The organism is Kitasatospora aureofaciens (genome assembly GCF_001188955.3).
GTDB lineage: Bacteria > Actinomycetota > Actinomycetes > Streptomycetales > Streptomycetaceae > Kitasatospora > Kitasatospora aureofaciens.
The window spans coordinates 1-19,687 of record NZ_JPRF03000016.1; the positions used below are offsets into that span (position 1 = coordinate 1).

Consider the following 19,687-nt stretch of genomic DNA (forward strand, 5'->3'; position numbering starts at 1 on the left):
CGACTCGGGCCGGTGGCCGTACGCGCCGCGGCGCGCCGCCCGGCCGGGGCCGGGTGTCCCCGGCCGGGCGGCGCGGATTCTGCTCGGAGGCCGAGCCGGCGGCCGTCGTCAGCGCTGGGCGATGTCCACGTTCTCCAGGACGCCGACGGCGTCCGGAACCAGGATCGCGGCCGAGTAGTAGGCGCTCACCAGGTAGGAAATGATGGCCTTCTCGTCGATTCCCATGAACCGCACCGAAAGGCTCGGCTGGTATTCGTCCGGAATTCCGGTCTGGTGCAGGCCGACGACGCCCTGGTTGTCCTCGCCGACGCGCATCGCGAGGATCGAGCTGGTGCTCCCGCCGACGATCGGGATCTTGTTGCACGGGAAGATCGGCACCCCCCGCCAGGCGCTGACCTGCTTGCCCTCGACCTCGACCGTGCCCGGGTAGAGCCCGCGCTTGTTGCACTCACGGCCGAAGGCGGCGATGGCCTTGGGGTGGGCCAGGAACATCTTGGTGCTGCGGCGGCGGCTGAGCAGCTCGTCCATGTCGTCCGGGGTGGGCGGGCCGGAGTGGGTCTGGATCCGCTGGTCGTACTCTGCGTTCTCCAGCAGGCCGAACTCGGGGTTGTTGATGAGCTCGTGCTCCTGGCGCTCGCGCAGGGCCTCGATCGTCAGCCGGAGCTGGTGCTCGGTCTGGTTCATCGGCTTGTTGTAGAGGTCGGCGACCCGGGTGTGGACCTTGAGGATGGTCTGCGCGACGCTCAGCTCGTACTCGCGCGGCTTGAGTTCGTAGTCCACGAAGGCACCGGGCAGCTCGTACTCGCCCTGGTGGCCGGCGGAGAGGTCGATCGCCGCCTCGCCGTGCTTGTTCTGCGCCTGCTGGAAGCCGTTCAGGTACTCCATGATCTGCAGCTGCAGCGACTCGGAGCGGTCGTGCAGCTCCTGGAAGGACGGCCAGGCGAGCACCATCACGGTGCCTGCGGTGGCGGCACGGACGGTGTACGGCCAGCTGCCGTCCTCCTCCTGGAGCGCCTCGTCGCCCAGATGGTCGCCGTCGGCCAGGGTGCCGACCACCGTCTCCTCGCCGTACTTGCCGGTGCCGAGCCGCTCGAGCTTGCCGTGCGCGATCAGGAAGACCTCGCTGATCGGCGTGCCGGCGGTGACCAGGACGTCGCCCGCCTGGAACTGCCGCTGGACGAAGCGGCCGGCCAGCTCCTCCAGCACCGCCTCGTCCTCGTAACCGCGCAGCACCGGCACCTCGGCCAGCGTCTGCGGGACGATCCGCACCTCGGAACCCGTCTTGACGAAACTCACCCGGCCGCGGCCGACCTTGTGGCGCAGGCGGCGGTTGACCCGGTAGGTGCCGCCGGAGACCTGCACCCAGGGCAGCGTCCTGAGCAGCCAGCGCGGGCTGATGCCCTGCATCTGGGGCGCGGACTTGGTGGTCGTGGCGAGGTTCCGCGCGCCCGCCGTGCTCAGGGACTGCTGCTGCCGGATGTCCGGCTGCGCGCCCGGCGCAGGAATACCGGCATTGGTTTCGGTCGACATAGGGAAAACCCTTCGCATGCCCGATGAAGTGTCGCCTTGCACATTCTCGTTACAGCTTCATGGTGGGCCGTTCGAGGGAGGTCCGCAATCACTCGTTCGAGTGGTTCTGAATAACCGAACAAATAGTACGACTAGATCGCCTGATCGATATTTGTTCGACTTCTTATTCGAAAACACCGGGATGCCGCGCCCGGTCCTCCTCCGTCGACCGTGCGGCTGACACTACAGCGGACCGTTCCAGTCCAGTGTCGGTTCCAGCACCCCTTCCAGGGTGAGCAGCCAGCGTTTCACGTCGATGCCGACCCGGCCGCCGCCGAAACCGCCGATCCCGTCCGCCGCCACCACCCGGTGGCAGGGCACCAGCAGGGCCACCGGGTTGGCGGCCATCATCTGCCCGACCGTCCGGGCGGCCAGGCCCGGTTCCGTGACGTCCTCGAACACCCCGCTGCGGGCGGCAAGTTCACCGTAGGTGATGGTCCGTCCGTACGGCACCTGCTCCCGGAGCGTGCGCAGGACGGTGCGGTGCGGCCCGGAGCTGAGGCTCCAGTCGATCGGCAGGCCCAGCTCCCGGGTGCGGCCCGCCAGGTAGGCGCCGATCCGCTCGGTGACGGCGGTGACCTTCGCGGGGTCGGTGCACGGCGGCGTCTCACCGTCCCGTCCGCCGTAGCCTGCGGCCGCCACCCCGAGCGGGGTCACCGCGATGTGCATCGGACCGCTGGGCAGCGGGGTCGGCACGGTCAGCCAGGACAACGACCAGGACTGCGGCACGCTCGGGCCCCCACCCTCCGCCGGGTCGGCCGCCAGCCGGCCCGGCGACCTCGGGGCGCTCCGACCGAGCCGCCCCGCGCGCCATCGTACGGCGGGCGGGGCGGTCGGTGCGGGCGGTGCGGACGGGGCCGGTCCGAAGACGGGCCCCGTCCCCTCGGCCGGTCCGGTCAGAGCTGCCCCTTCAACCTGCGGGCGGTCGACGCGCAGAAGTGCACCAGGTCGGCGCGGTCCGGCGAGTGGCCCTCGCACAGCACGGCGAGCTGGGCGTCGGTGATCCGGTCCGGCCCCGGGATCTCCAGCAGGTACGCCAGGTCGGCCAGTACGGTGGCCAGCCGCTCCGCGTCCACGTGGTCCAGGGTGGCCGCGGCCTGGTGATGGCTGATGGTGAGCGAACCGGGCATGGTCAAACCTCCTCCGTACCCCCTCCGTCCACGGTACGACCGACCCGGCCACCCCGCCCGCCGCGGAGGCACGCACGCGTGGGCGGAGCGACCGGCTGTGCTCCGGGGCCGGCCGGGTACGGTGCGCGGTGGGCCGCACCGGTACCGGCCGGGGGTGCGCCCCGGAGCCGTCCGAGGGGTGAGTCAGCGGTCCGGGCCCTCCTCCCAGCGGCGATCCCGTACGGCCGGCAGGCCCAACACTACGGCCCCCGCCGCCACTTGCCAGACGGCTCCGACCAACAGCACGCCGCCGGTGCCGTACCGGGCCGACAGCGGACCGGCCGCCGCCAGGCCGAGCGGTCCCACGGCGAAGGAGCCGACCGCCCCGAAGGCGCTCAGCCTGCCCAGCAGTTCCGGCGGCACCCAGTGCTGCACCGTGGTGCTGTACAACGTCCCGCAGACCGCCGAACCGAGCCCCGCCGCCAGCGCGGCGGACGGCACCCCGCCGCCGACCGCTGCCCCCACACCGGCCGCGCCCGCCTCTCCTACCGCCGCGCGGCCGAACTCTTCATCGCGCACACCAGCGCCCTCGGGCCGGGCTGGACGCTCCGGCAGCTGAGGGAGCGGCGGTGAGGACCACGCGCCGGGCGGGGGTACCGCGCGGCGGCCCTGAGGGAGCAAATCGCCGTGGGTGTCGGCGAATCGGGTCTCGCGCGACGGAGCGGACTCACAGCCCGCGCGTTCACCCGGCGGCCCAGGTCGGGGTCACGGCCCGGTCGAGCCGGGCGTAGCCGGCGTCCTGGGTGAGCAGTTCCCGGTGGCTGCCGCAGGCGACCACGCGGCCCCCGCGCAGCAGGACGATCCGGTCGGCGTTCCGCACGGTGAGCAGGTTGTGCGAGATGATGATCGTCGTCCGCCCGCTCATCAGCCGCCCGAGCGGCTCCAGGATCCGCCGCCCCGACTCCGAGTCCAGGCCGGTGGTCGGCTCGTCGAGCAGCAGCACCGGTGCGTCCCGGACCATCGCCCGGGCGATCGCGATCCGCTGGCGTTGGCCGCCGGACAGCAGCCGCCCCTGCTGGCCCACCACCGTGTCGTAGCCCTCCGGCAGCCGGCTGATGAACTCGTGCGCGTCGGCGGCCCGGGCGGCCGCCACGATCTGCGCGTCGGTGGCCCCCGGTCGGCCGTAGGCGATGTTGTCCCGGACGGTGCCGTGGACGACCAGGGTCTCCTGGAGCAGCACCGCGATGTGCTCGCGCAGATCGCTCAGCGCCAGGCCGCGCAGGTCGATGCCGTCCAGCCGGACGGCACCGCGCTCCGGGTCGTAGAAGCGCAGCAGCAGCTTGGCGACGGTCGACTTGCCCGCCCCGCTCTCCCCGACCAGCGCGACCGTCTCGCCCGGTTCGGCGCGGAAGGAGACGTCGTTCAGCGCCAACCGGGACACGTTCGGGTAGCGGAACCGCACCCCTTCGAAAGCCACTGCTCCACGCACCCGGGCCGGACGCAGCGGTTTCGGCGGATCGGTCACGTCCGGCTGCTGGTCCTGGAGTTCGATGATCCGCTCGGCGGCGGCCGCGGCCGAGAAGAAGCCGTTGCTGAGCCGCCCGATCCCCTTGACCGGGCCGTAGAGGCGGCTCAGGAGGGCGACGAAGACGAGGAGCTCGCCCAGGGTGAGGCGGCCCTGGGTCAACTCCCAGGCCCCCAGGCCGAGCACGATCAGCGCACCGGCCAGTTCCAGCATCTCCACGATCGGCTCGAACAGCGCGCGCAGCCGGGTCGCCGCCATGGTCGCGCGGAACCGCGCCAGGTTCTCCCCCAGGAAGCGCTTCTGCTCCCAGTCCTGCCGGTTGTACGCCTGCACCAGAGCGATGTTACCGAGCGTCTCCTCGGCGAGGGCGCTGACCGAGCCGCTGCGGCGGCGCCGTTCGCGGGACGCGGTCCTCACCTTCCCCGAGAAGCGCCGGGCGGTGATCCAGAACAGCGGGGCCACCACCAGGGCCGTCAGCGTGAGGTCCCAGCGTAGGTAGAACAGCAGGCCGAGGAAGACGGTCAGCTCGGCGACGTACGCGACCGCTTCCAGGACGCCCGAGAGCAGGAAGGTCTCGACCGCCTCGACATCCGCGGTCAGCCGCGACAGTACGTCGCCGAGCCGCCGCCGCTCGAAGAAGCCCAGCGGTAGGCACTGGAGGTGCCGGAACACGTCCGTGCGCAGGTTGAGGAGGAAGCGCTCGCTGACCCAGGTGGAGAGCGTCTCGTCGACGAAGCCCAAGCCTCCCGCCAGCAGGGTCAGCCCGGCGTAACCGAGCGCCACCGGCAGGAACAGCCCGAGTCTGCGCGGCACCAGCACGTCGTCGACGACGATCTTGAACAGCCAGATCATCGCCGCGTCGACCACCGGGCCGAGCAGGACGATCGCCACCAGGAGGATCAGCCAGCGCCTCCCCCCTCGGGTGTAGGGCCAGAACTGCCGGAAGGTCCGCCGCAGCGGCACGACCGGGGCCGGGGCGACGACCGGGTCCGCCCGGCCGTCGCCGTCACCCGTGTCGACGGCCGTCAACCGCCGCAGGGACCACACCAGTTCGTCCTAGCCAGGGACCATCACCGGTCCGTGACCGTCAGCACCGGTTCCAGCGGCGCGAGCCGCGAAGGCCACGACGGCCCTCGTCGTCGAAGTCGCCGAAATCGTCGAAGTCGCCCCGGCCGCCACGGAAGTCCCCGCGGTCGTCCCCGCGGCCGCCGTACCCGCGGCCACCGCGGTCGCCGCGGTCGCTCCGCAGCGTCGGAAGGAGGTTGGCGAGGATGCTCATCACTGCCGCCTTTCTCTCGGTTTGTCCCCCACCGGAAAGTACGGACGGGCGGGCGGAAGTACTCAGCCCGGGACACATGTCACCGGATGTGTCCGGTGTCACCGAGTGTGTTCCGACGTGCGTCACGGGCTCCGTCACGGCTTCCGTCACGGGCCCGTTCCGCTCGGCCCGGGGACCGTTACCCAGCCGATGGGCGACCGTGACGCGGCCGGGCGGGCACCGCGACACGGTCCCCCTACCGTCACCGACGACGCATCGGACAACCGCGCGGGCCGGCCTCAGGGACCGGCCGTACGGGCCGGAGGCGTTCGCGAGAGCCGCGGTCTCGCCGTTGACGCGTTCGTTCACCAGAGTCTTCGTCTTCGAAGGAGCACCACCGTATGAGCAAGAGCCGTACCCACCGTTCGCCCGCCCGCACCACCCCCGTGGGCGCGCCGACCGCCAGCGCCCGGACGCTCGCCGCCTCGCCGCCCACCCGGCTGCTGATCCCCGCCATCAGCGTGGACGCCCCGGTGACCGACCTCGGCCTGAACGCCGACGGCACCGTCCAGGTGCCCTCGGCCGACCATGCCGACCAGGTCGGCTGGTACCGCAACGGCCCCACCCCGGGCGAGGCCGGCCCGGCCGTCCTGATCGGCCACCTCGACACCAGGAACGGCCCGGCGGTCTTCCGGCGCCTGCCGGAACTCCACCCGGGCGACCTGATCCGGATCCGGCGCTCGGACGGCGGCAGCGTGGACTTCAAGGTCCGCAGCCTGCTCCAGGCCGCCAAGGACCACTTCCCCACCGACGCGGTGTACGGCGACACCCCCGGGCCCGCACTGCGGCTGATCACCTGCGGCGGGCGGATCGGCTCGGACGGCCACTGGACGGACAACATCATCGTTCTGGCGGACCCGGCCTGACCGGGCCGCCGACAGCGGGGGCGGAACCGCCGGTCACCGTCCGCACGACCTACCCACCGGACCGGCCACCAGGACGGACCGGCTACAACGGTCACAGCAGCAGGACGGCCGGAGGGACGGCGAACCGGCACCGCGCCGCGCGCACACCGCGAACCTGGAGGACGAGCACCGACCGTGGCACCACCGACCCCGCTCCGCCGCCGCCCCGGCGCCGTGCCCGCGGCCGCCCTCGCCACCCTGGCCGCCCTGACCGTCCTCGGCGTCCTGGCCTTCGGCCACCCCGCCCCGGGCGGCCTGCGGGACGACGGCCCGCGCGTGGCCGTCACCCCGCCGACCTCGGCCAAACCGCTCTGGCCCGGCCTGGCCACCGCACCGCCGCCCGCCACGTCCGCGACCGGGTCCAGCACCCAGGCACCTCCGCCGCAGCCCGTACCCGACCTGACCGCCCCCGGGCACGACCTCACCGCGGTCGACCTCCACACCCTCCTGGCCAAGGACCCGGCGGTGAGCGCGGAGGAGCGGCGCGCGCTCGACTCCTGCACCGGCTGCGAGGTGCGGGCCCCCGAGTTCCGCGACCTCACCGGCGACGGGCTGCCCGAACTGATCGCCGCCGTCGCCACCCCGGGACAGGTCGCGCTGCACGTCTACACCCTCACCGGGGACCGCGTCCTGCCGATCCTGCGGGTGCAGATCAAGCCGGACTTCGGCGCCGCCACCCTGGACTCCGACCTGTGGCTGTACGAACCGACCACCGTCACCACCCGCACCACCAGCCACTACCAGTGGGACGGGACCAGGCTCGCCCTGGTCGAGAAGCGGGTGGACGGCATCGGCCTGCTCCCGCCCACCGATCCGGGCACCGACCCGCCGACCGGCACCGGAGCCGTCGGCGCGGTTCCCGGGCCGGTCCGCCCCTCCGCCGAGGCCAGGCCGGGCGCCGGCGCGGCCGTCCCGACCGCGCGCCCCGGCCGACCCCAGCCCCAGCCCGCTCAACCGTCCCAGCGGTACCAGCCGACCCCGCAGTACCAGCAGTCCTCTCAGTACCAGTCGTCCCAACCGTCCGCCCCTGCCGTCGTCCCGGAAGCGAAGCGATGACCACCGCCGCCGCCCCCGCCCAGCCGCACATCCTGCTCGTCGAGGACGACGAGGTGATCCGGGAGGCGACCCGGATGGCCCTGGAGCGCTACGGCTTCCCGGTCACCACCGCCGCCGACGGCCTGGAGGGGCTGGAGGCCTTCCACGCCGTCCGCCCCGACCTGCTCCTGCTGGACGTGATGCTGCCGCTGCTCGACGGGGTCGGCCTGTGCCGCCGGATCCGGGAGGAGAGCCAGCTGCCGATCCTGATGATGTCGGCCCGCACCGACCCGGTGGACGTGGTGTCCGGCCTGGAGGCGGGCGCGGACGACTACGTGGTCAAGCCCTTCGAGAGCGCCGTCCTGGTCGCCCGGATCCGCACCGTGCTGCGCCGCATCCGGGTGGCCCCGGCTCCTGCCGCTGCGTCTCCTGCCGTCCTTTCCTCCCCCTCCTCTTCCTCCTCCCCTTCCTCCTCCTTCCCCCCTTCTTCCGCGTCGCCCGACTCCCCGGCAGCCCCCGTCGCCCCCTCCCCCGCTCCCTCCCCCACCCACGCCGTCCGCAACTTCGACGGCCTGCAGGTGGACACCGACAGCATGGAGGTGCGGGTCGACGGCCGCCTCGTCCCGCTCACTCCCACCGAGCTGCGGCTGCTGCTGGAGTTCACCGCCGCGCCCGGCATCGTGCTGGAGCGCTCGACGCTGCTGGAGCGCGTCTGGGACTACGAGTGGGGAGCCGACACCCGGGTGGTGGACGTCCACGTCCAGCGGCTGCGCGCCAAGATCGGCTCCGGCCGGATCGAAACCGTCCGCGGTTTCGGCTACAAGCTCCGGCGCCCCGCATGACCGTACGCCGACCCCGACCGCTCCCCTCCCGGCTGACGCTGCGCCGGATGACCCTGCGCCGTCAGATCGCCACCGCCGTCGCCGCCATCTCCGTCCTGGTCGCGGTGGCCGTCGGCCTGCTGGTCCACCAGGCGATGATCCGACAGCATGTCGACCAGGCGCGCTCCTCCGCGCTCACCGCCCTCAACTCCGCCCTCACCGACTACGCGCGCGGCCTGACCCCCAACCCCGTCGCCGCCCTCGACGACCCGGCCCTCCCCACCCGGCTGCACGACCTCGCCGCCGGCGGGCGAGAGGGCACGGTGCTCGCGACCGACCAGCAGGGCGAGTCGATGTGGGCGGCGGCCCCGGTCCGGGGCGGAGTGCTCTCCGCCCGGGTGGACTTCACCCAGGACCGCCGGGCCATCGCCGACCTGGACCGGATCATCCTGCTCACCGTCGTCGCCGCGGTCTTCACCACCGTGCTGGCCGGCGTGCTCGTCGCGGACCGGATCAGCCGCCGCCTGCGCACCGCGGCCACCGCCGCCCGGGGCATCGCGGCCGGCGGCACCGACACCCGGATCGGCGAACTCGTCGACGGGAAGGACGAGGTCGCCGACCTCGCCGCCGCCGTCGACCTGATGTCCCGCACCCTGCACCGCCGCCTGGAGGACGAACAGCGCTTCACCGCCGACGTCGCCCACGAACTGCGCACCCCGCTCACCGGCCTGGTCACCGCCGCCGAACTGCTGCCGCCCGGCCGCCCCACCCAACTGGTGCAGAACCGGGTCCAGGCCCTGCGCGCCCTCGTCGAGGACCTCCTGGAGGTCTCCCGCCTGGACGCGGACGTCGAGTCCCCCGACCTCTCCGCCGTCCCCCTGGAACGCGCGGTGCGCCGCACCGTCACCCTCACCGGCCTCGACGTCCGGATCGGGATCACCTCCGACCAGGAGGTCCGCACCGACCTGCGCCGCCTCGACCGCATCCTCGGCAACCTGCTGCTCAACGCCCACCGCCACGGCGCCAGCCCGGTCGAACTCCACGTCGACGGCCGCCGGATCACCGTCCGCGACCACGGCCCCGGCTACCCCGACGACCTCCTCGACCACGGCCCCCAGCGCTTCCGCACCAACGCCCCCGAACGCGGCCACGGCCACGGCCTCGGCCTCACCATCGCCACCGGCCACACCCGCGTCATCGGCGCCACCCTCACCTTCGCCAACCACCCCGCCGGCGGCGCCCTCGCCACCCTCACCCTCCCCCCGGACTGACCGCCTCCTCATCGCGTGGTGGCTACGGACGGCGGTCTCTCCGGTCGTCCCGCGAGTCCCATTCGTCGAGGGTGCGCCGGGTCTCGGCGGCGAGCGGGTGGTGCGGGCCATAGAGCCGCTCGGTGTCGACGAGTACTCGGAGCTGGGCCGTGCGGGCGCCGATGTGGTCACCGGTCGCGAAGAGCAGGTGTGCTGCGCGGCCGCGGACCTCCAGTGCGAAGGCCGGATCGTCGTCGGCGAGCCGGTCCAGCTGAGGAAGCAGGGACCGGTACTCGGCGAGTGCCGAGACGTGGTCGCCGAGGTGTTCCAGGCACTGCGCTGCCTCGACGCGGAAGCGTAGGGCCTGCGGGTCAGCCGGGCCGGCCTCGGCGGAGCGCTGCTCGATCAGCAGCCGGAACTCCGACAGTGCGGCGCGGAACTGACCGTCCTCCAGCAGAGTCGCGGCGTAGTGCTTCCGCAGCATGTGGACGACCGGAGAGTTCCGGCCACGGGCCTCAGCGGCACCGGACAGCGCTCTGCCGAGCACGCTCACGGCTTGGGTGACCCGACCCGCGTCCAGCAACCCCTTGGCCTCCTTGACGGCGGCGCCGATCTCGGCCGTCCCGCCGACGGGTGCGGGAGGGCCCGGGTGCGGGTCCGCGGCGGGCACGGTCGGCGAGTGCCGTGACCGGCACGGCGGCTGCCCGCCGTGCCAGGGCGCGTAGGGCTGCCGGAACGGACGGGTCGGGTCCATCGGGACCCCGGGGCCGTCAAGGCGGTTCGACGCGGGCCCGGGAAGCAGGGGCGCCAGCTCGCGGTAGACCTCCGCCGCATCGGCCGGGCGGTCCCGCGGGTCCTTGGCGAGCAGCCGCAGGACCAGGGTCTCCAGTGGTTCCGGCACCTCTGGCCGGAGCCGGCGCAGTGGCAGGGGCGGCTCGTGGAGGTGCCGGTGCAGCACGCCCAGCGCGGAGGCACCGGCGAAGGGGACCGTGCCGCCGAGCAGTTCGTGCAGGATCACGCCGAGCGAGTAGAGGTCGGCGCTCGGGCCGACCTCGCCTCCCATGGCCTGCTCGGGCGCCATGTACGCGGGGCTGCCGATGGGAGAGCCGGTGAGGGTGAGGCGCGTGGTGTCGGAGTCCAGGACGGCGGCGACACCGAGGTCGAGCACGACGACGGTGCCGTCGGGACGGACCATGACATTGCGCGGCTTGAGGTCGCGGTGCACGGCCGGTACCGCGTGCACGGCGGTCAGCACCGGGCAGAGCTGCGCCGCCACGGCGACCGCCCACGGCCAGGGGTAGGGATCGTGCTCGGCCAAGTGGTCGGCCAGGTCCGCGCCTTGGACGTACTGCATGACCAGGTAGAGGTCGTCGCCGTCGCTGGCGGCATCGTGCACGGTGACCAGTCCGGGGTGATCGACCTGGGCGGTGACCCGGCACTCCCGGACGAAGCGCCGCCTGACCCCGTCGAAGTCCTCCGCCGCTTCGGGCATCCGGTCGGTCCGGAGCAGCTTGACCGCCACCTGCCGGTCCAGGACGTTGTCGTGGGCCGTCCACACCTGGCCCATGCCGCCCTGCCCGACGAGCGTCGCCAGCTCGTACCGCCCGGCGACGAGCCGGCCCTTCATGAGCGCTCCTGCTGCTCGAGGTAGGCACTCAGTTCGTCGAGCCCGGCCCTGACCTGCCCGATGCGGTCCTGGCGAGGCAGGCCCACAGGTGGGTGGCCCGGTGGCACCGCCAGCAGTGCCACCGGGGTCCCCTGGCCGGGAACCGCCCCGCCCGAAGGCTGCGGCCGCAGGTCGACGGCAAGGAAGTACGCCGGGACGAAGACCATGGTCCCGAGCAGGAGCACCACCCCGGTGGTGGCCTGCCAACTGTCCTTCCCGGACGGCCCGATCAGCGCCACCCCGCCGACGGACGCCGCCGCCACCGCGACGAGCACCAGCCAGTCGCGTCGGCGGCGGTGCACGAGCGCGAGGTACAGCATCGATATCCAGCCCAGCATGCCGATGGTCAGCACCGGAACGGCGGTGAGGACCACCCTGAGAAGCACCCTCCACACGCGCGCGCCACGTCGACGCGGCGGCGTTGTGGGGACGGGGCCGTACATGGGCCAGCTCCTGCTCGGCGGAGGTTGATCGGTGATTGCCGGGGTCAGCCTACCGACCCGTCCGCCGGGCGCCCTCCGCCCATCAGGACGGGCTGATGCTCCCGTCCGTCAGCCCGTCGTACAGGCCCTGGACGAACAGTTCGCCCAGTCTGGCCGCCAGGCGTGCCGCCTCCTCGAAGGCGGCGACCGCGCGGAACCGCTCACCGTAGCGCTGCTGGTCGGCCAGCGGCAGCCGGGGCACCTGGAGCCGGCGCACATCGAGCCGGGTCGCGGACGTGGTGAAGCTGCTGGCCTGCCGGTTGTTGGCGCTGCTGCGCAGGAAGCCGGCGAGGAACCACGGGTCCAGGGTGGCCGGGTCGGGGCGCAGCAGGTAGACGTTGCGGCCCAGCGCGGCACCGGCGGTGGCTTCGTCGATCACGCGGGTCGCGGTGCCCCGGCCGAGCACGGGGATCACCACGTCCCCGGCCCGGATGAGCACTGGCTCCTCGTCCTCGCCCTCGGGCAGCACGCCGGAGGGGGCGCCGCCCGACACGATGTCGTGCTCGCTCAGGACCGGCGGGCCGCCGGTGCCGGCTCCGGCACCGCCCGTCCGCATCACCAGGGCTCCCGTCCTGGCCAGTTCGCCCAGGCTGGTCATGGGCCAGCGCACGAGCGCGCCCTGGACGCCCACCACCGGCGCCAGTTCCACGGTGCTCCGCAGGGCATCGGTCAGGCGTTGGCGGACCTCGCTCAGCCCGGCCTCTCCGGTGCCCGCCGCCCGAATCGGCAGGTGCCGGGCCGGGGTCACGTCCACGTCGTCGTCCAGCAGGTCGACCAGCGGGACGGTGCGGCTGACGCCGGGCCGCTCCGGTGCCGCGCCGGCGTGGTCGAAGGCGTACCAGTCCGCCAGCACCGTGTTGCGCAGTTCCTGCCAAGGCAGCTTTTCCCCGCCGTCCGAGTGCTCGGCCGCGTTCACCAGCAGCAGTCGCTGCGGTTGCGGCGCGTCCGCCGCAGGACGGCGCAGCACCCACAGGTGCAGGGGAATCCCGTACGGCGGGGCCACGCCCGCGGGCAGCGCGACGACCGCCCGGAGCGCGCCGCGCCGCAGCAGGTCCGCCCGGATCCGCCGGCCCGACCGGCGGGACGCCGCGGCGGGCGGCATCAGCAGCACGGCGCAGCCGTTATCGCGCACATGGGCGAGGGCGTGCTGCACCCAGGCCAGCTCGGACTCGGTCCGCGGCGGCAGCCCGTACTCCCAGCGGGTGTCGTAGGCGAGCTCCTCGTGCCCCCAGGAGCGCTCGTTGAACGGCGGGTGGCACAGCACGACGTCCGCGCGCACGCCGGTGTGCGCGTCGGCGCGCAGGCTGTCGCCCACCTGGATCCGCACCTCCCCGTCCGTGTGCAGGGCGAGGCGCACCGCGGTCAGCGCGGCGAGGTCCGGATCGGCCTCCTGACCGATCACCGTGGTGGTGGGACCGGCCGCGCCGAGCAGGCCGCCGAATCCGCAGGCGGGGTCCAGCACCAGCTCGGCCGGGCCGGCGAGTTCGGCCATCAGCTCCGAGAGCGGCGCGGGGGTGAGCGTGTACTGGCGCGGCCCCGCCTCCAGGTGGCGCCCCATCAGGAACTCGTACGCCTGGCGTGCGCCGAGTTCGTTCGCGAGCTCCACGCCACCGCGCAGCAGCGCCAGACGCCCTGTCAGCTCGGGCCCGCTCGGCACGGGTACCGGGTGGTTTTCGCCCAGGCGGGCGCGAAGTGCCTCGGCGAGCGCTCCGGGCAGCTCGCCGGCCAGACGGCGGTCGTCCGCGGTGGCCAGCTCCTGCCAGCGGGTGGGCTGATCGCGCAGCAGGAGCACGGCACCGACCAGCCGCAGCGCGGTCGCCGCGCCGTCCGGATCCCCTTCGATCTGTTGCCAGACCCGTTCCCGCAGGGGCACCTGCGCGAGCTTGCCCTGGTCGCGCAGCCACTGCTCGACGTCGGCCAGGTCGAAGACCGGGCTGGTGTCGGTGCCGCCGACGGGCTTGGGGAAGTCCGTGTGCCTGCGCCGCCAGTTGCTGACCGCGGCCCGGCCGACACCGGCCAACCGCGCGATCCCGGCGGCGGTGACGTCTGTCCTGTTCTCCGGCACCGAGTGGGCCCCCTCCCCGCGACGCTACGACTGAGAACGATTCTACAACCAGCCTCACGGCGAGTTCTCATGTTGACGCGGTTCACAGGCGATGATCTGATTAGCCCGCCGCTCACACAGCTCCCCGCCCGAAAGGTGCACGCCCCGATGTCTCAGCAACTCCGCCGGGCCACCCTGATCGCCTGCAGCGCCACCGCGGTCCTCGGCCTCGCCGCCTGCGGCCCGGACAACGCGAACCCCTCGGCCACCGCGGCAGCCCCCGCCGCGTCCGCCCGCGCCGCATCGTCCACCGCGCCGGCCCCCGGGCCCGCCGCGAGCACCGCCGGCCTCCCCGACGGGAACAAGCTGAACGCCCTGCTCCTGCCGGCCACCGCGATGCCGCCGAAGTTCAAGCTCGACCCCAGCGGCTCCCAGAGCACCGGCGACGGCGCCATCCCGCCGGCCTCGCCTTCCGCGGTGCCCGCCGACAAGGCGTGCGACATGCTCAACGGGACAGGGTGGGTCAACTCGGCGGGGATCATCGCCGCGTCCTTCGCCAAGAACAACTACGCGGACGAAGCCCAGAACATGTTCGCCCAGGAGCTGGACGCCTACCGCGGCGACGACGCTCAGACGGTCATGGCCAACCTGAAGAAGACCCTCACCGCCTGCCACACCTTCACCGTCACCCAGGACGGCCAGAACTACTCCGCGACCGTCACCCTGCAGAGCCTGCCCGGCGTCGGGGACGAAGCACTCCAGGCGGTCATCACCTCTCCGGAATGGACCGGCGGAAGCACGCTGGTCGCCGCCCGCGTCGGCAAGGTCGTGGTGGCGACCTATGACAACGAGCAGAGCAAGACCGGAACCGCCGGCGTGGCCCTGACCAAGACCCTGGTCAAGAACGCGGCTTCCGCGCACTGAACTCGGGGCCCGAGCGAGCAACCCATGCCCGGCCGTCCACGACGGCGGCGGCGCGGCGGCAGGCCCGGCGCGGCGAGGGGAGCGCCGGGCCTGACAACGACGAAGGGCCGGCTCGATCGAGCCGGCCCTTCCACCACTGAGCCCCCTGTCGGGTTCGAACCGACGACCCCCGCTTTACAAGAGCGGTGCTCTGGCCAGCTGAGCTAAGGAGGCACGGTGGCCGTCCGCGACGGATCACGGCGGCACCGGGGGCAGTCTACCGGGCCGGGGTGGCGGGGTGGGGGGATATCCGGGGGTTGGCGGGGTGGGTGGGGGGTGGGCGGGAGGCGGGTGGGCGCGGGGTGAGCGTGATGGAACCGATGCCGAAATCGGGGCGGAGGGGGCTGACAAGCGTCGGTGGCGCAGGTAGCGTCGCCGGGAGTCGGCTCCGGTAGTGGTTCAGACCACTGATGGACCGACGGAGACGAACCACCCCCCCTTTACTCGGATCGTCCGGCACGTTCCTGCCGGTGAAGGAGAGAACGACCATGGCTTCTGTCACGTACGACCAGGCGACCCGCATCTACCCCGGGGCGACCAAGCCCTCGGTGGACGCGCTGGACCTGGAGATCGCGGACGGCGAGTTCCTCGTGCTGGTCGGCCCGTCGGGCTGCGGCAAGTCGACCAGCCTGCGCATGCTGGCCGGCCTGGAGGACGTCAACAGCGGCGCGATCCGGATCGGCGACCGGGACGTCACCCACCTGCCGCCGAAGGACCGGGACATCGCCATGGTGTTCCAGAACTACGCGCTCTACCCGCACATGACCGTCGCCGAGAACATGGGCTTCGCGCTCAAGATCGCCGGCGTGAACAAGGCGGACATCCGCACCAAGGTCGAGGAGGCGGCGAAGATCCTCGACCTCACCGACTACCTGGACCGCAAGCCGAAGGCGCTCTCCGGTGGTCAGCGCCAGCGCGTCGCGATGGGCCGCGCGATCGTCCGCCAGCCGCAGGTCTTCCTGATGGACGAGCCGCTGTCGAACCTGGACGCCAAGCTCCGCGTCTCGACGCGCACCCAGATCGCCGGCCTGCAGCGCCGCCTGGGCATCACCACCGTGTACGTCACCCACGACCAGACCGAGGCGCTCACCATGGGCGACCGGGTCGCGGTCCTCAAGGACGGTCTGCTGCAGCAGGTCGACACCCCGCGCAACATGTACGACAAGCCCGCCAACCTGTTCGTGGCCGGCTTCATCGGCTCGCCGGCCATGAACCTGGTCGAGGTGCCGCTGGTGGACGGCGGGGTGAAGTTCGGCGGCTCCGTCGTCAACATCTCGCGCGAGAACCTGGCCGGCGCCGGCACCGACAAGACGGTGATCGTCGGCATCCGCCCCGAGCACTTCCAGATCGTCGACGCCGGCGGCATCGAGGGCGTCGCCGTGACGGTGAACGTGGTCGAGGAGCTCGGCTCGGACGGCTTCGTCTACGGCACCACCCAGATCGGCGGCGTGGACAAGGACTTGGTCGTCCGGGTGCCCGGCCGCCAGATCCCGACCCGTGGCGAGACCATCCACGTGGTGCCGATCGCCCAGGAGACCCACGTCTTCGCCGCCAGCAGCGGCGTGCGCCTGAGCGTCTGCGACTGAGGAAGCCGCACCTGGCGGAGCCCGTCGGACCCCTTCCGGTCCGGCGGGCTCCGTCCGTACACCCCCGCGTCAACACGGTGCAGGGACGAACCCGGACACCCTGTCACTCGATGGTGTAACGGAGGGCGATCCGCCCCGTACCCACCGCTACTCTCCTGAGGGTGAAGCAGCTTGTGCGCCGTATCGGCCAGACCTTCGCCCTGACCCTGCCGGTCGTCCTGGTGACCACCGGCACCCTCGCCGTGACCCGCGTCCCGTGGGCTCCACCGACCGGGCTCGACCAGCAGGTCGTGGCGGCGGCCAGCGGCGACGGCGCCGGGATCGGGCGCTCCGCCACCGCCACCACCAAGACGGACGGGCTCGCCCCGCAGGACTCGCTGCGGGTGGCGCTGCTGGACGAGCTGCGCGCCAAGAACCCGTCGGCCGCCCTGGACCTGCTGGAGCGCTCGATGCGCGAGCAGCCCTCGCTGACGCCGTACTGCACCTCGCTGGCCACCGAGTTGGGCAAGGCCGCGGTGCGCAAGTACCAGGGTGACGTGCAGCGGGCCCGGTCCTTCGCCCGCCCGGTCTGCGACGGCTCCTTCGCGGCCGGCGTCACCGGCTGACAGGCCCGTCCCGCCTGACAGTTGAAGCAGGCCGCCCCCGACCGGACGGCGTCCTATTGTTCAGGCATGACCGCTGACTCCGGCCCCACCGCCGACCTCGCGTCCTCGCAGACCCACCAGCCCCACCAGCCCCGGCCGACCACGACGCCCGTCACCCAGGCCGTGATCCTGGCCGGCGGCCAGGGCTCCCGGCTGCGCCCCTACACGGACGACCGCCCCAAGCCGCTGGTCGAGATCCCGGGGACGGGCATCCCGATCCTCGGCCACCAGCTGGCCTGGCTGGCCGCCGAGGGCGTCACCGACGTCGTGGTGTCCTGCGGCCACCTCGCCGACGTGCTGGAGGAGTGGCTCGACCGGGCGGACCTGCCGCTGCGGGTCAGCACGGTGGTCGAGGCCGAGCCGCTGGGGCGCGGCGGCGGCCTGAAGCTCGCGGCGAAGGCGCTGCCGCGCCCGGACGAGCCCTGGTACGCCAGCAACGGTGACATCTGGACCCGCTTCAGCCTGCGCGACATGGCCGCCTTCCACCACGAGCGGGACGCCGTCGCGACGCTCGCGCTGGCCCGGCCGCGCATCCCGTGGGGTGCCGTGGAGACCGACCAGTTCGGCAACGTGCTGGACTTCATCGAGGCCCCGCCCTCGCCCTTCCTGATCAACGCCGGCCTGTACGTGTTCAGCCCGGAGTTCGCCGAGCTGCTGCCGGACGTGGGCGACCACGAGCGGACCACCTTCCCCCAGCTCGCCCGCGGCAAGCGGCTCGCCGGCTACCAGCTGGCGCTGGGCGTGTACTGGCGCGCCATCGACACGGCGAAGGACCTCACCGAGGCGGCCAAGGAGCTCGCCGCCTACCGCGACAGCGCCCAGTGACCCAGGGCGCGGCCGCGGCAGCGCTACGGCCGGGTGCTCCCCCACGGAGCACCCGGCCGTAGCGCGTCCGGCGGCCTCAGGTGGCGGTCGGCGTCCCCGGACGGGAGGACTGCCCACCGGGCAGGTCGGACAGCGGACCGCTGCCCAGCACCGGCCCGCTGCCCAGCACCCCGCCGAGCAGTCCGGAGCCGTTGCTCGGGCTGGGCTTGGGCGCCGTGCCCGAGCCGCCGGGGGCCGGGGTCCGCTGGGTCGGCGCGGAGCCGGACCCGGCGGATCCGGCGGACGGGGCGGAGGTGGCCGACGAGGAGCCGCCGGTCTCGGCCTTGCCGGAGTGCTTGCCGCTCGGCGAGGCACCGGCCGGCTTGGCCGGGGCGCTGGAGGGCGCGGTGGCGCTCGGCGTCGGGGTGGCCGGGCGCGGGGCGGCGGGCGGGGGCGAGGTGGACGTGCCCTGTCCGCCCGGGGCGCCGGACGGGCTGCCCGACGGCCAGACCGGCGTGCCGTAGTCGGTGGCCGGACGGCCCGGTGTCTGGTGGGGCCGGGCGCCGGTGCGGACGGCCGCGCCCAGCATCGAGCCGAGCAGCAGGGTCAGGCCGACCACGACGGTGGTGACCACCGCGCCGCGGCGCAGCACCCGGCGGCGCAGGGCGCCCGGCGCGCCGGAGCCGATCCGCCGCCAGGCCTCCAGGTTGAGCCGCCCGTCGAGCGAGGCGAAGGGCGCCCCGGCGATCAGCAGCGGGCTCCAGGCCGCGAGGAAGATCAGGTCGGGGGTGTCGTAGACCGGTACGGCCCGCCAGCTGACGGTGAACAGCAGCGCGGCGGAGAGCAGCATCGCCGCTCCGGCCGCGAGCCGCTGCCAGAGGCCGAGGACGGTGAGCACGCCGACCACGATCTCGGTGAACGACACCACCAGGCCGGAGCCGACGGGGTGCGCCATCGCGAAGGCGAGCAGCGGCTCGGCGACCTTCCACGGGTGCAGCGAGGAGAGCCAGCGCATCATCGAGCCGCGCTCGCCGCCGTCGAAGTACACCGGGTCGCAGAGCTTGCTGAACCCGGCGTAGAGGGAGAGCGAGCCCAGCACGGCGCGCAGCGGCAGCAGCACCAGGCCGAGGTCGACCCGTCGGCCGGGGTACCAGGGCTGCCTGCCCTCGGCGTCGGTGGCGGAGACCTCGGGCAGTTCGCCGCTGGGGGTCCAGCCGTGCGGCTCTCCGACCGGGCCGATGCCCGCGTCGGTGGCGGTGCCGGTGCCCTCGCGCGGCTGGCGGGGGACGGTCCGGGCACCGGGGTAGGCCGGGAGCACCTGGGTGTCGGCCTCGTCCGGGCCGGTGCCCGCCGGGGAGCGGTTGGTCCGCACCGCCTCCAGCAGCCGGGTGGCCGCGAGGTCCCCGGGGGCCGTCTGGCCGGTCCAGGTGACGGGGGTGACCCGGCCCTTGCGGCGCGGTGCGCCGCCGGCGGCCCCGGCGGCCGCCCCGGCCAGCGCCGGGACGGCGGAGGCGGGTACGACGACCTGTGGGGTGACCAGCGGACGGCGGATCAGGCCCTGGTCGGCGTAGGGGTCGCCGAAGGCGGCGCCGGTGGACAGGAGTCCGACCGGGGTCTCGATCAGCGGCGCCACCGGGGCGCCGAGCTGGAGCCGGAAGCTCGCCTGGGTGTTGCTGAGGCGCGCGGGGTCCGACGGCACCTTGACGGTGTCGAGCGCTGGGCTCGCGTCTATCCCGGTGCTGCCGCCGCCGAACAGGGGGCGCCGAGGTGTTCTGGTGTCCACGTCCACGCCCGACTAACCGGGTGACGGCCGCTTAGGACACTCTCGCGGGTGGATGTCCGGCGCATACTTGAAGTGATCATGAAAAAAGCGATCGGACCCGGTCGGGCCCGATCGCTTTCCACTCGGATCACGGGGAATTCAGAAGATCCCCTGCGGGCGGCACACCCGCCGTGCTCGGCGCTG

At 73.3% G+C, this 19,687-nt stretch carries 18 protein-coding genes and 1 tRNA gene; 8 read left to right on the forward strand and 11 right to left on the reverse strand.

From position 1 onward, the window contains the following. Positions 1–108: 108 nt before the first annotated feature. The 6 genes from HS99_RS08930 to HS99_RS08955 form a co-directional block, all read right to left on the reverse strand. Positions 109–1,530 carry a family 2B encapsulin nanocompartment shell protein gene (locus HS99_RS08930; RefSeq protein ID WP_030284413.1) on the reverse strand — a complete coding sequence of 474 codons (1,422 nt, stop codon included), beginning with the start codon at positions 1,528–1,530 and terminating at the stop codon, positions 109–111. Between the two features lie 222 nt (positions 1,531–1,752). Next, the gene (locus HS99_RS08935; RefSeq protein ID WP_030284415.1) at positions 1,753–2,298 is read right to left on the reverse strand and encodes a methylated-DNA--[protein]-cysteine S-methyltransferase; all 546 of its coding nucleotides are present in this window, start codon (positions 2,296–2,298) and stop codon (positions 1,753–1,755) included. A 167-nt stretch (positions 2,299–2,465) separates the two neighbouring features. Further along, positions 2,466–2,699 carry a hypothetical protein gene (locus tag HS99_RS08940; RefSeq protein ID WP_046387441.1) on the reverse strand — a complete coding sequence of 78 codons (234 nt, stop codon included), beginning with the start codon at positions 2,697–2,699 and terminating at the stop codon, positions 2,466–2,468. A 183-nt stretch (positions 2,700–2,882) separates the two neighbouring features. Continuing rightward, positions 2,883–3,257: a hypothetical protein gene (locus HS99_RS44705; RefSeq protein WP_157846563.1), complete on the reverse strand. Its 375-nt coding sequence runs from the start codon at positions 3,255–3,257 to the stop codon at positions 2,883–2,885. Positions 3,258–3,420: 163 nt separating this feature from the next. Continuing rightward, a complete protein-coding gene (locus HS99_RS08950; RefSeq protein WP_232543161.1) occupies positions 3,421–5,232 on the reverse strand; it encodes an ABC transporter ATP-binding protein in 1,812 nt (603 codons plus the stop codon). A 58-nt stretch (positions 5,233–5,290) separates the two neighbouring features. After that, the gene (locus HS99_RS08955; RefSeq protein WP_030284423.1) at positions 5,291–5,482 is read right to left on the reverse strand and encodes a hypothetical protein; all 192 of its coding nucleotides are present in this window, start codon (positions 5,480–5,482) and stop codon (positions 5,291–5,293) included. Positions 5,483–5,862: 380 nt separating this feature from the next. On the opposite strand from HS99_RS08955, the gene HS99_RS08960 reads away from it, so the two are divergent. From HS99_RS08960 to HS99_RS08975, 4 genes are all read left to right on the forward strand, one after another. Continuing rightward, positions 5,863–6,387, forward strand: coding sequence for a class F sortase (locus HS99_RS08960; RefSeq protein WP_063737814.1), 525 nt, complete (start codon positions 5,863–5,865; stop codon positions 6,385–6,387). Positions 6,388–6,561: 174 nt separating this feature from the next. Beyond that, positions 6,562–7,482 (forward strand): hypothetical protein, encoded by a 921-nt coding sequence (locus HS99_RS08965; protein ID WP_030551647.1) that lies wholly within the window; start codon positions 6,562–6,564, stop codon positions 7,480–7,482. After that, on the forward strand, positions 7,479–8,303 hold the full coding sequence (locus HS99_RS08970) for a response regulator (protein ID WP_030551648.1): 825 nt from the start codon (positions 7,479–7,481) through the stop codon (positions 8,301–8,303). Before HS99_RS08965 ends, HS99_RS08970 begins: the two co-directional genes overlap by 4 nt. Before the next feature lie 47 nt (positions 8,304–8,350). Then, positions 8,351–9,553, forward strand: coding sequence for a sensor histidine kinase (locus tag HS99_RS08975; protein WP_030551649.1), 1,203 nt, complete (start codon positions 8,351–8,353; stop codon positions 9,551–9,553). Positions 9,554–9,575: 22 nt separating this feature from the next. Here the strand turns inward: HS99_RS08975 and HS99_RS08980 are convergent, their stop codons facing one another. From HS99_RS08980 to HS99_RS08990, 3 genes are all read right to left on the reverse strand, one after another. Continuing rightward, complete coding sequence (locus tag HS99_RS08980; RefSeq protein ID WP_030551651.1) at positions 9,576–11,159, reverse strand: serine/threonine-protein kinase; 1,584 nt, start codon at positions 11,157–11,159, stop codon at positions 9,576–9,578. After that, the gene (locus HS99_RS08985) at positions 11,156–11,572 is read right to left on the reverse strand and encodes a hypothetical protein (protein WP_030551653.1); all 417 of its coding nucleotides are present in this window, start codon (positions 11,570–11,572) and stop codon (positions 11,156–11,158) included. Before HS99_RS08985 ends, HS99_RS08980 begins: the two co-directional genes overlap by 4 nt. A 151-nt stretch (positions 11,573–11,723) precedes the next feature. Then, positions 11,724–13,745, reverse strand: a complete 2,022-nt coding sequence (locus HS99_RS08990; RefSeq protein WP_030551655.1) for an N-6 DNA methylase — start codon at positions 13,743–13,745, stop codon at positions 11,724–11,726. A gap of 147 nt (positions 13,746–13,892) precedes the next feature. Here HS99_RS08990 and HS99_RS42365 point away from each other — a divergent pair, with 147 nt between their 5' ends. Beyond that, positions 13,893–14,648: a hypothetical protein gene (locus HS99_RS42365; RefSeq protein WP_050366712.1), complete on the forward strand. Its 756-nt coding sequence runs from the start codon at positions 13,893–13,895 to the stop codon at positions 14,646–14,648. Between the two features lie 139 nt (positions 14,649–14,787). On the opposite strand, the gene HS99_RS09000 is transcribed toward HS99_RS42365, so the two are convergent. Then, positions 14,788–14,861, reverse strand: a tRNA-Thr gene (locus HS99_RS09000). 314 nt (positions 14,862–15,175) lie between these two features. Here HS99_RS09000 and HS99_RS09005 point away from each other — a divergent pair. From HS99_RS09005 to HS99_RS09015, 3 genes are all read left to right on the forward strand, one after another. After that, the gene (locus HS99_RS09005) at positions 15,176–16,273 is read left to right on the forward strand and encodes an ABC transporter ATP-binding protein (protein WP_030288546.1); all 1,098 of its coding nucleotides are present in this window, start codon (positions 15,176–15,178) and stop codon (positions 16,271–16,273) included. A gap of 161 nt (positions 16,274–16,434) precedes the next feature. Then, on the forward strand, positions 16,435–16,878 hold the full coding sequence (locus HS99_RS09010) for a hypothetical protein (RefSeq protein WP_030288545.1): 444 nt from the start codon (positions 16,435–16,437) through the stop codon (positions 16,876–16,878). 66 nt (positions 16,879–16,944) lie between these two features. Then, the gene (locus HS99_RS09015) at positions 16,945–17,742 is read left to right on the forward strand and encodes a nucleotidyltransferase family protein (RefSeq protein ID WP_078867559.1); all 798 of its coding nucleotides are present in this window, start codon (positions 16,945–16,947) and stop codon (positions 17,740–17,742) included. 76 nt (positions 17,743–17,818) lie between these two features. Here HS99_RS09015 and HS99_RS09020 read toward each other — a convergent pair whose 3' ends face one another. Further along, positions 17,819–19,510 carry a DoxX family membrane protein gene (locus tag HS99_RS09020; RefSeq protein WP_050366711.1) on the reverse strand — a complete coding sequence of 564 codons (1,692 nt, stop codon included), beginning with the start codon at positions 19,508–19,510 and terminating at the stop codon, positions 17,819–17,821. Positions 19,511–19,687 lie beyond the last annotated feature (177 nt).

Coding starts and splice junctions, on each gene's coding strand:
- HS99_RS08930 (WP_030284413.1), bottom strand. CDS start 1,530: ATGTCGACCGAAACCAATGCCGGTATTCCTGCGCCGGGCGCGCAGCCG.
- HS99_RS08940 (WP_046387441.1), bottom strand. CDS start 2,699: ATGCCCGGTTCGCTCACCATCAGCCATCACCAGGCCGCGGCCACCCTG.
- HS99_RS08955 (WP_030284423.1), bottom strand. CDS start 5,482: ATGAGCATCCTCGCCAACCTCCTTCCGACGCTGCGGAGCGACCGCGGC.
- HS99_RS08960 (WP_063737814.1), top strand. CDS start 5,863: ATGAGCAAGAGCCGTACCCACCGTTCGCCCGCCCGCACCACCCCCGTG.
- HS99_RS08970 (WP_030551648.1), top strand. CDS start 7,479: ATGACCACCGCCGCCGCCCCCGCCCAGCCGCACATCCTGCTCGTCGAG.
- HS99_RS08975 (WP_030551649.1), top strand. CDS start 8,351: ATGACCCTGCGCCGTCAGATCGCCACCGCCGTCGCCGCCATCTCCGTC.
- HS99_RS08980 (WP_030551651.1), bottom strand. CDS start 11,159: ATGAAGGGCCGGCTCGTCGCCGGGCGGTACGAGCTGGCGACGCTCGTC.
- HS99_RS42365 (WP_050366712.1), top strand. CDS start 13,893: ATGTCTCAGCAACTCCGCCGGGCCACCCTGATCGCCTGCAGCGCCACC.
- HS99_RS09005 (WP_030288546.1), top strand. CDS start 15,176: ATGGCTTCTGTCACGTACGACCAGGCGACCCGCATCTACCCCGGGGCG.
- HS99_RS09015 (WP_078867559.1), top strand. CDS start 16,945: ATGACCGCTGACTCCGGCCCCACCGCCGACCTCGCGTCCTCGCAGACC.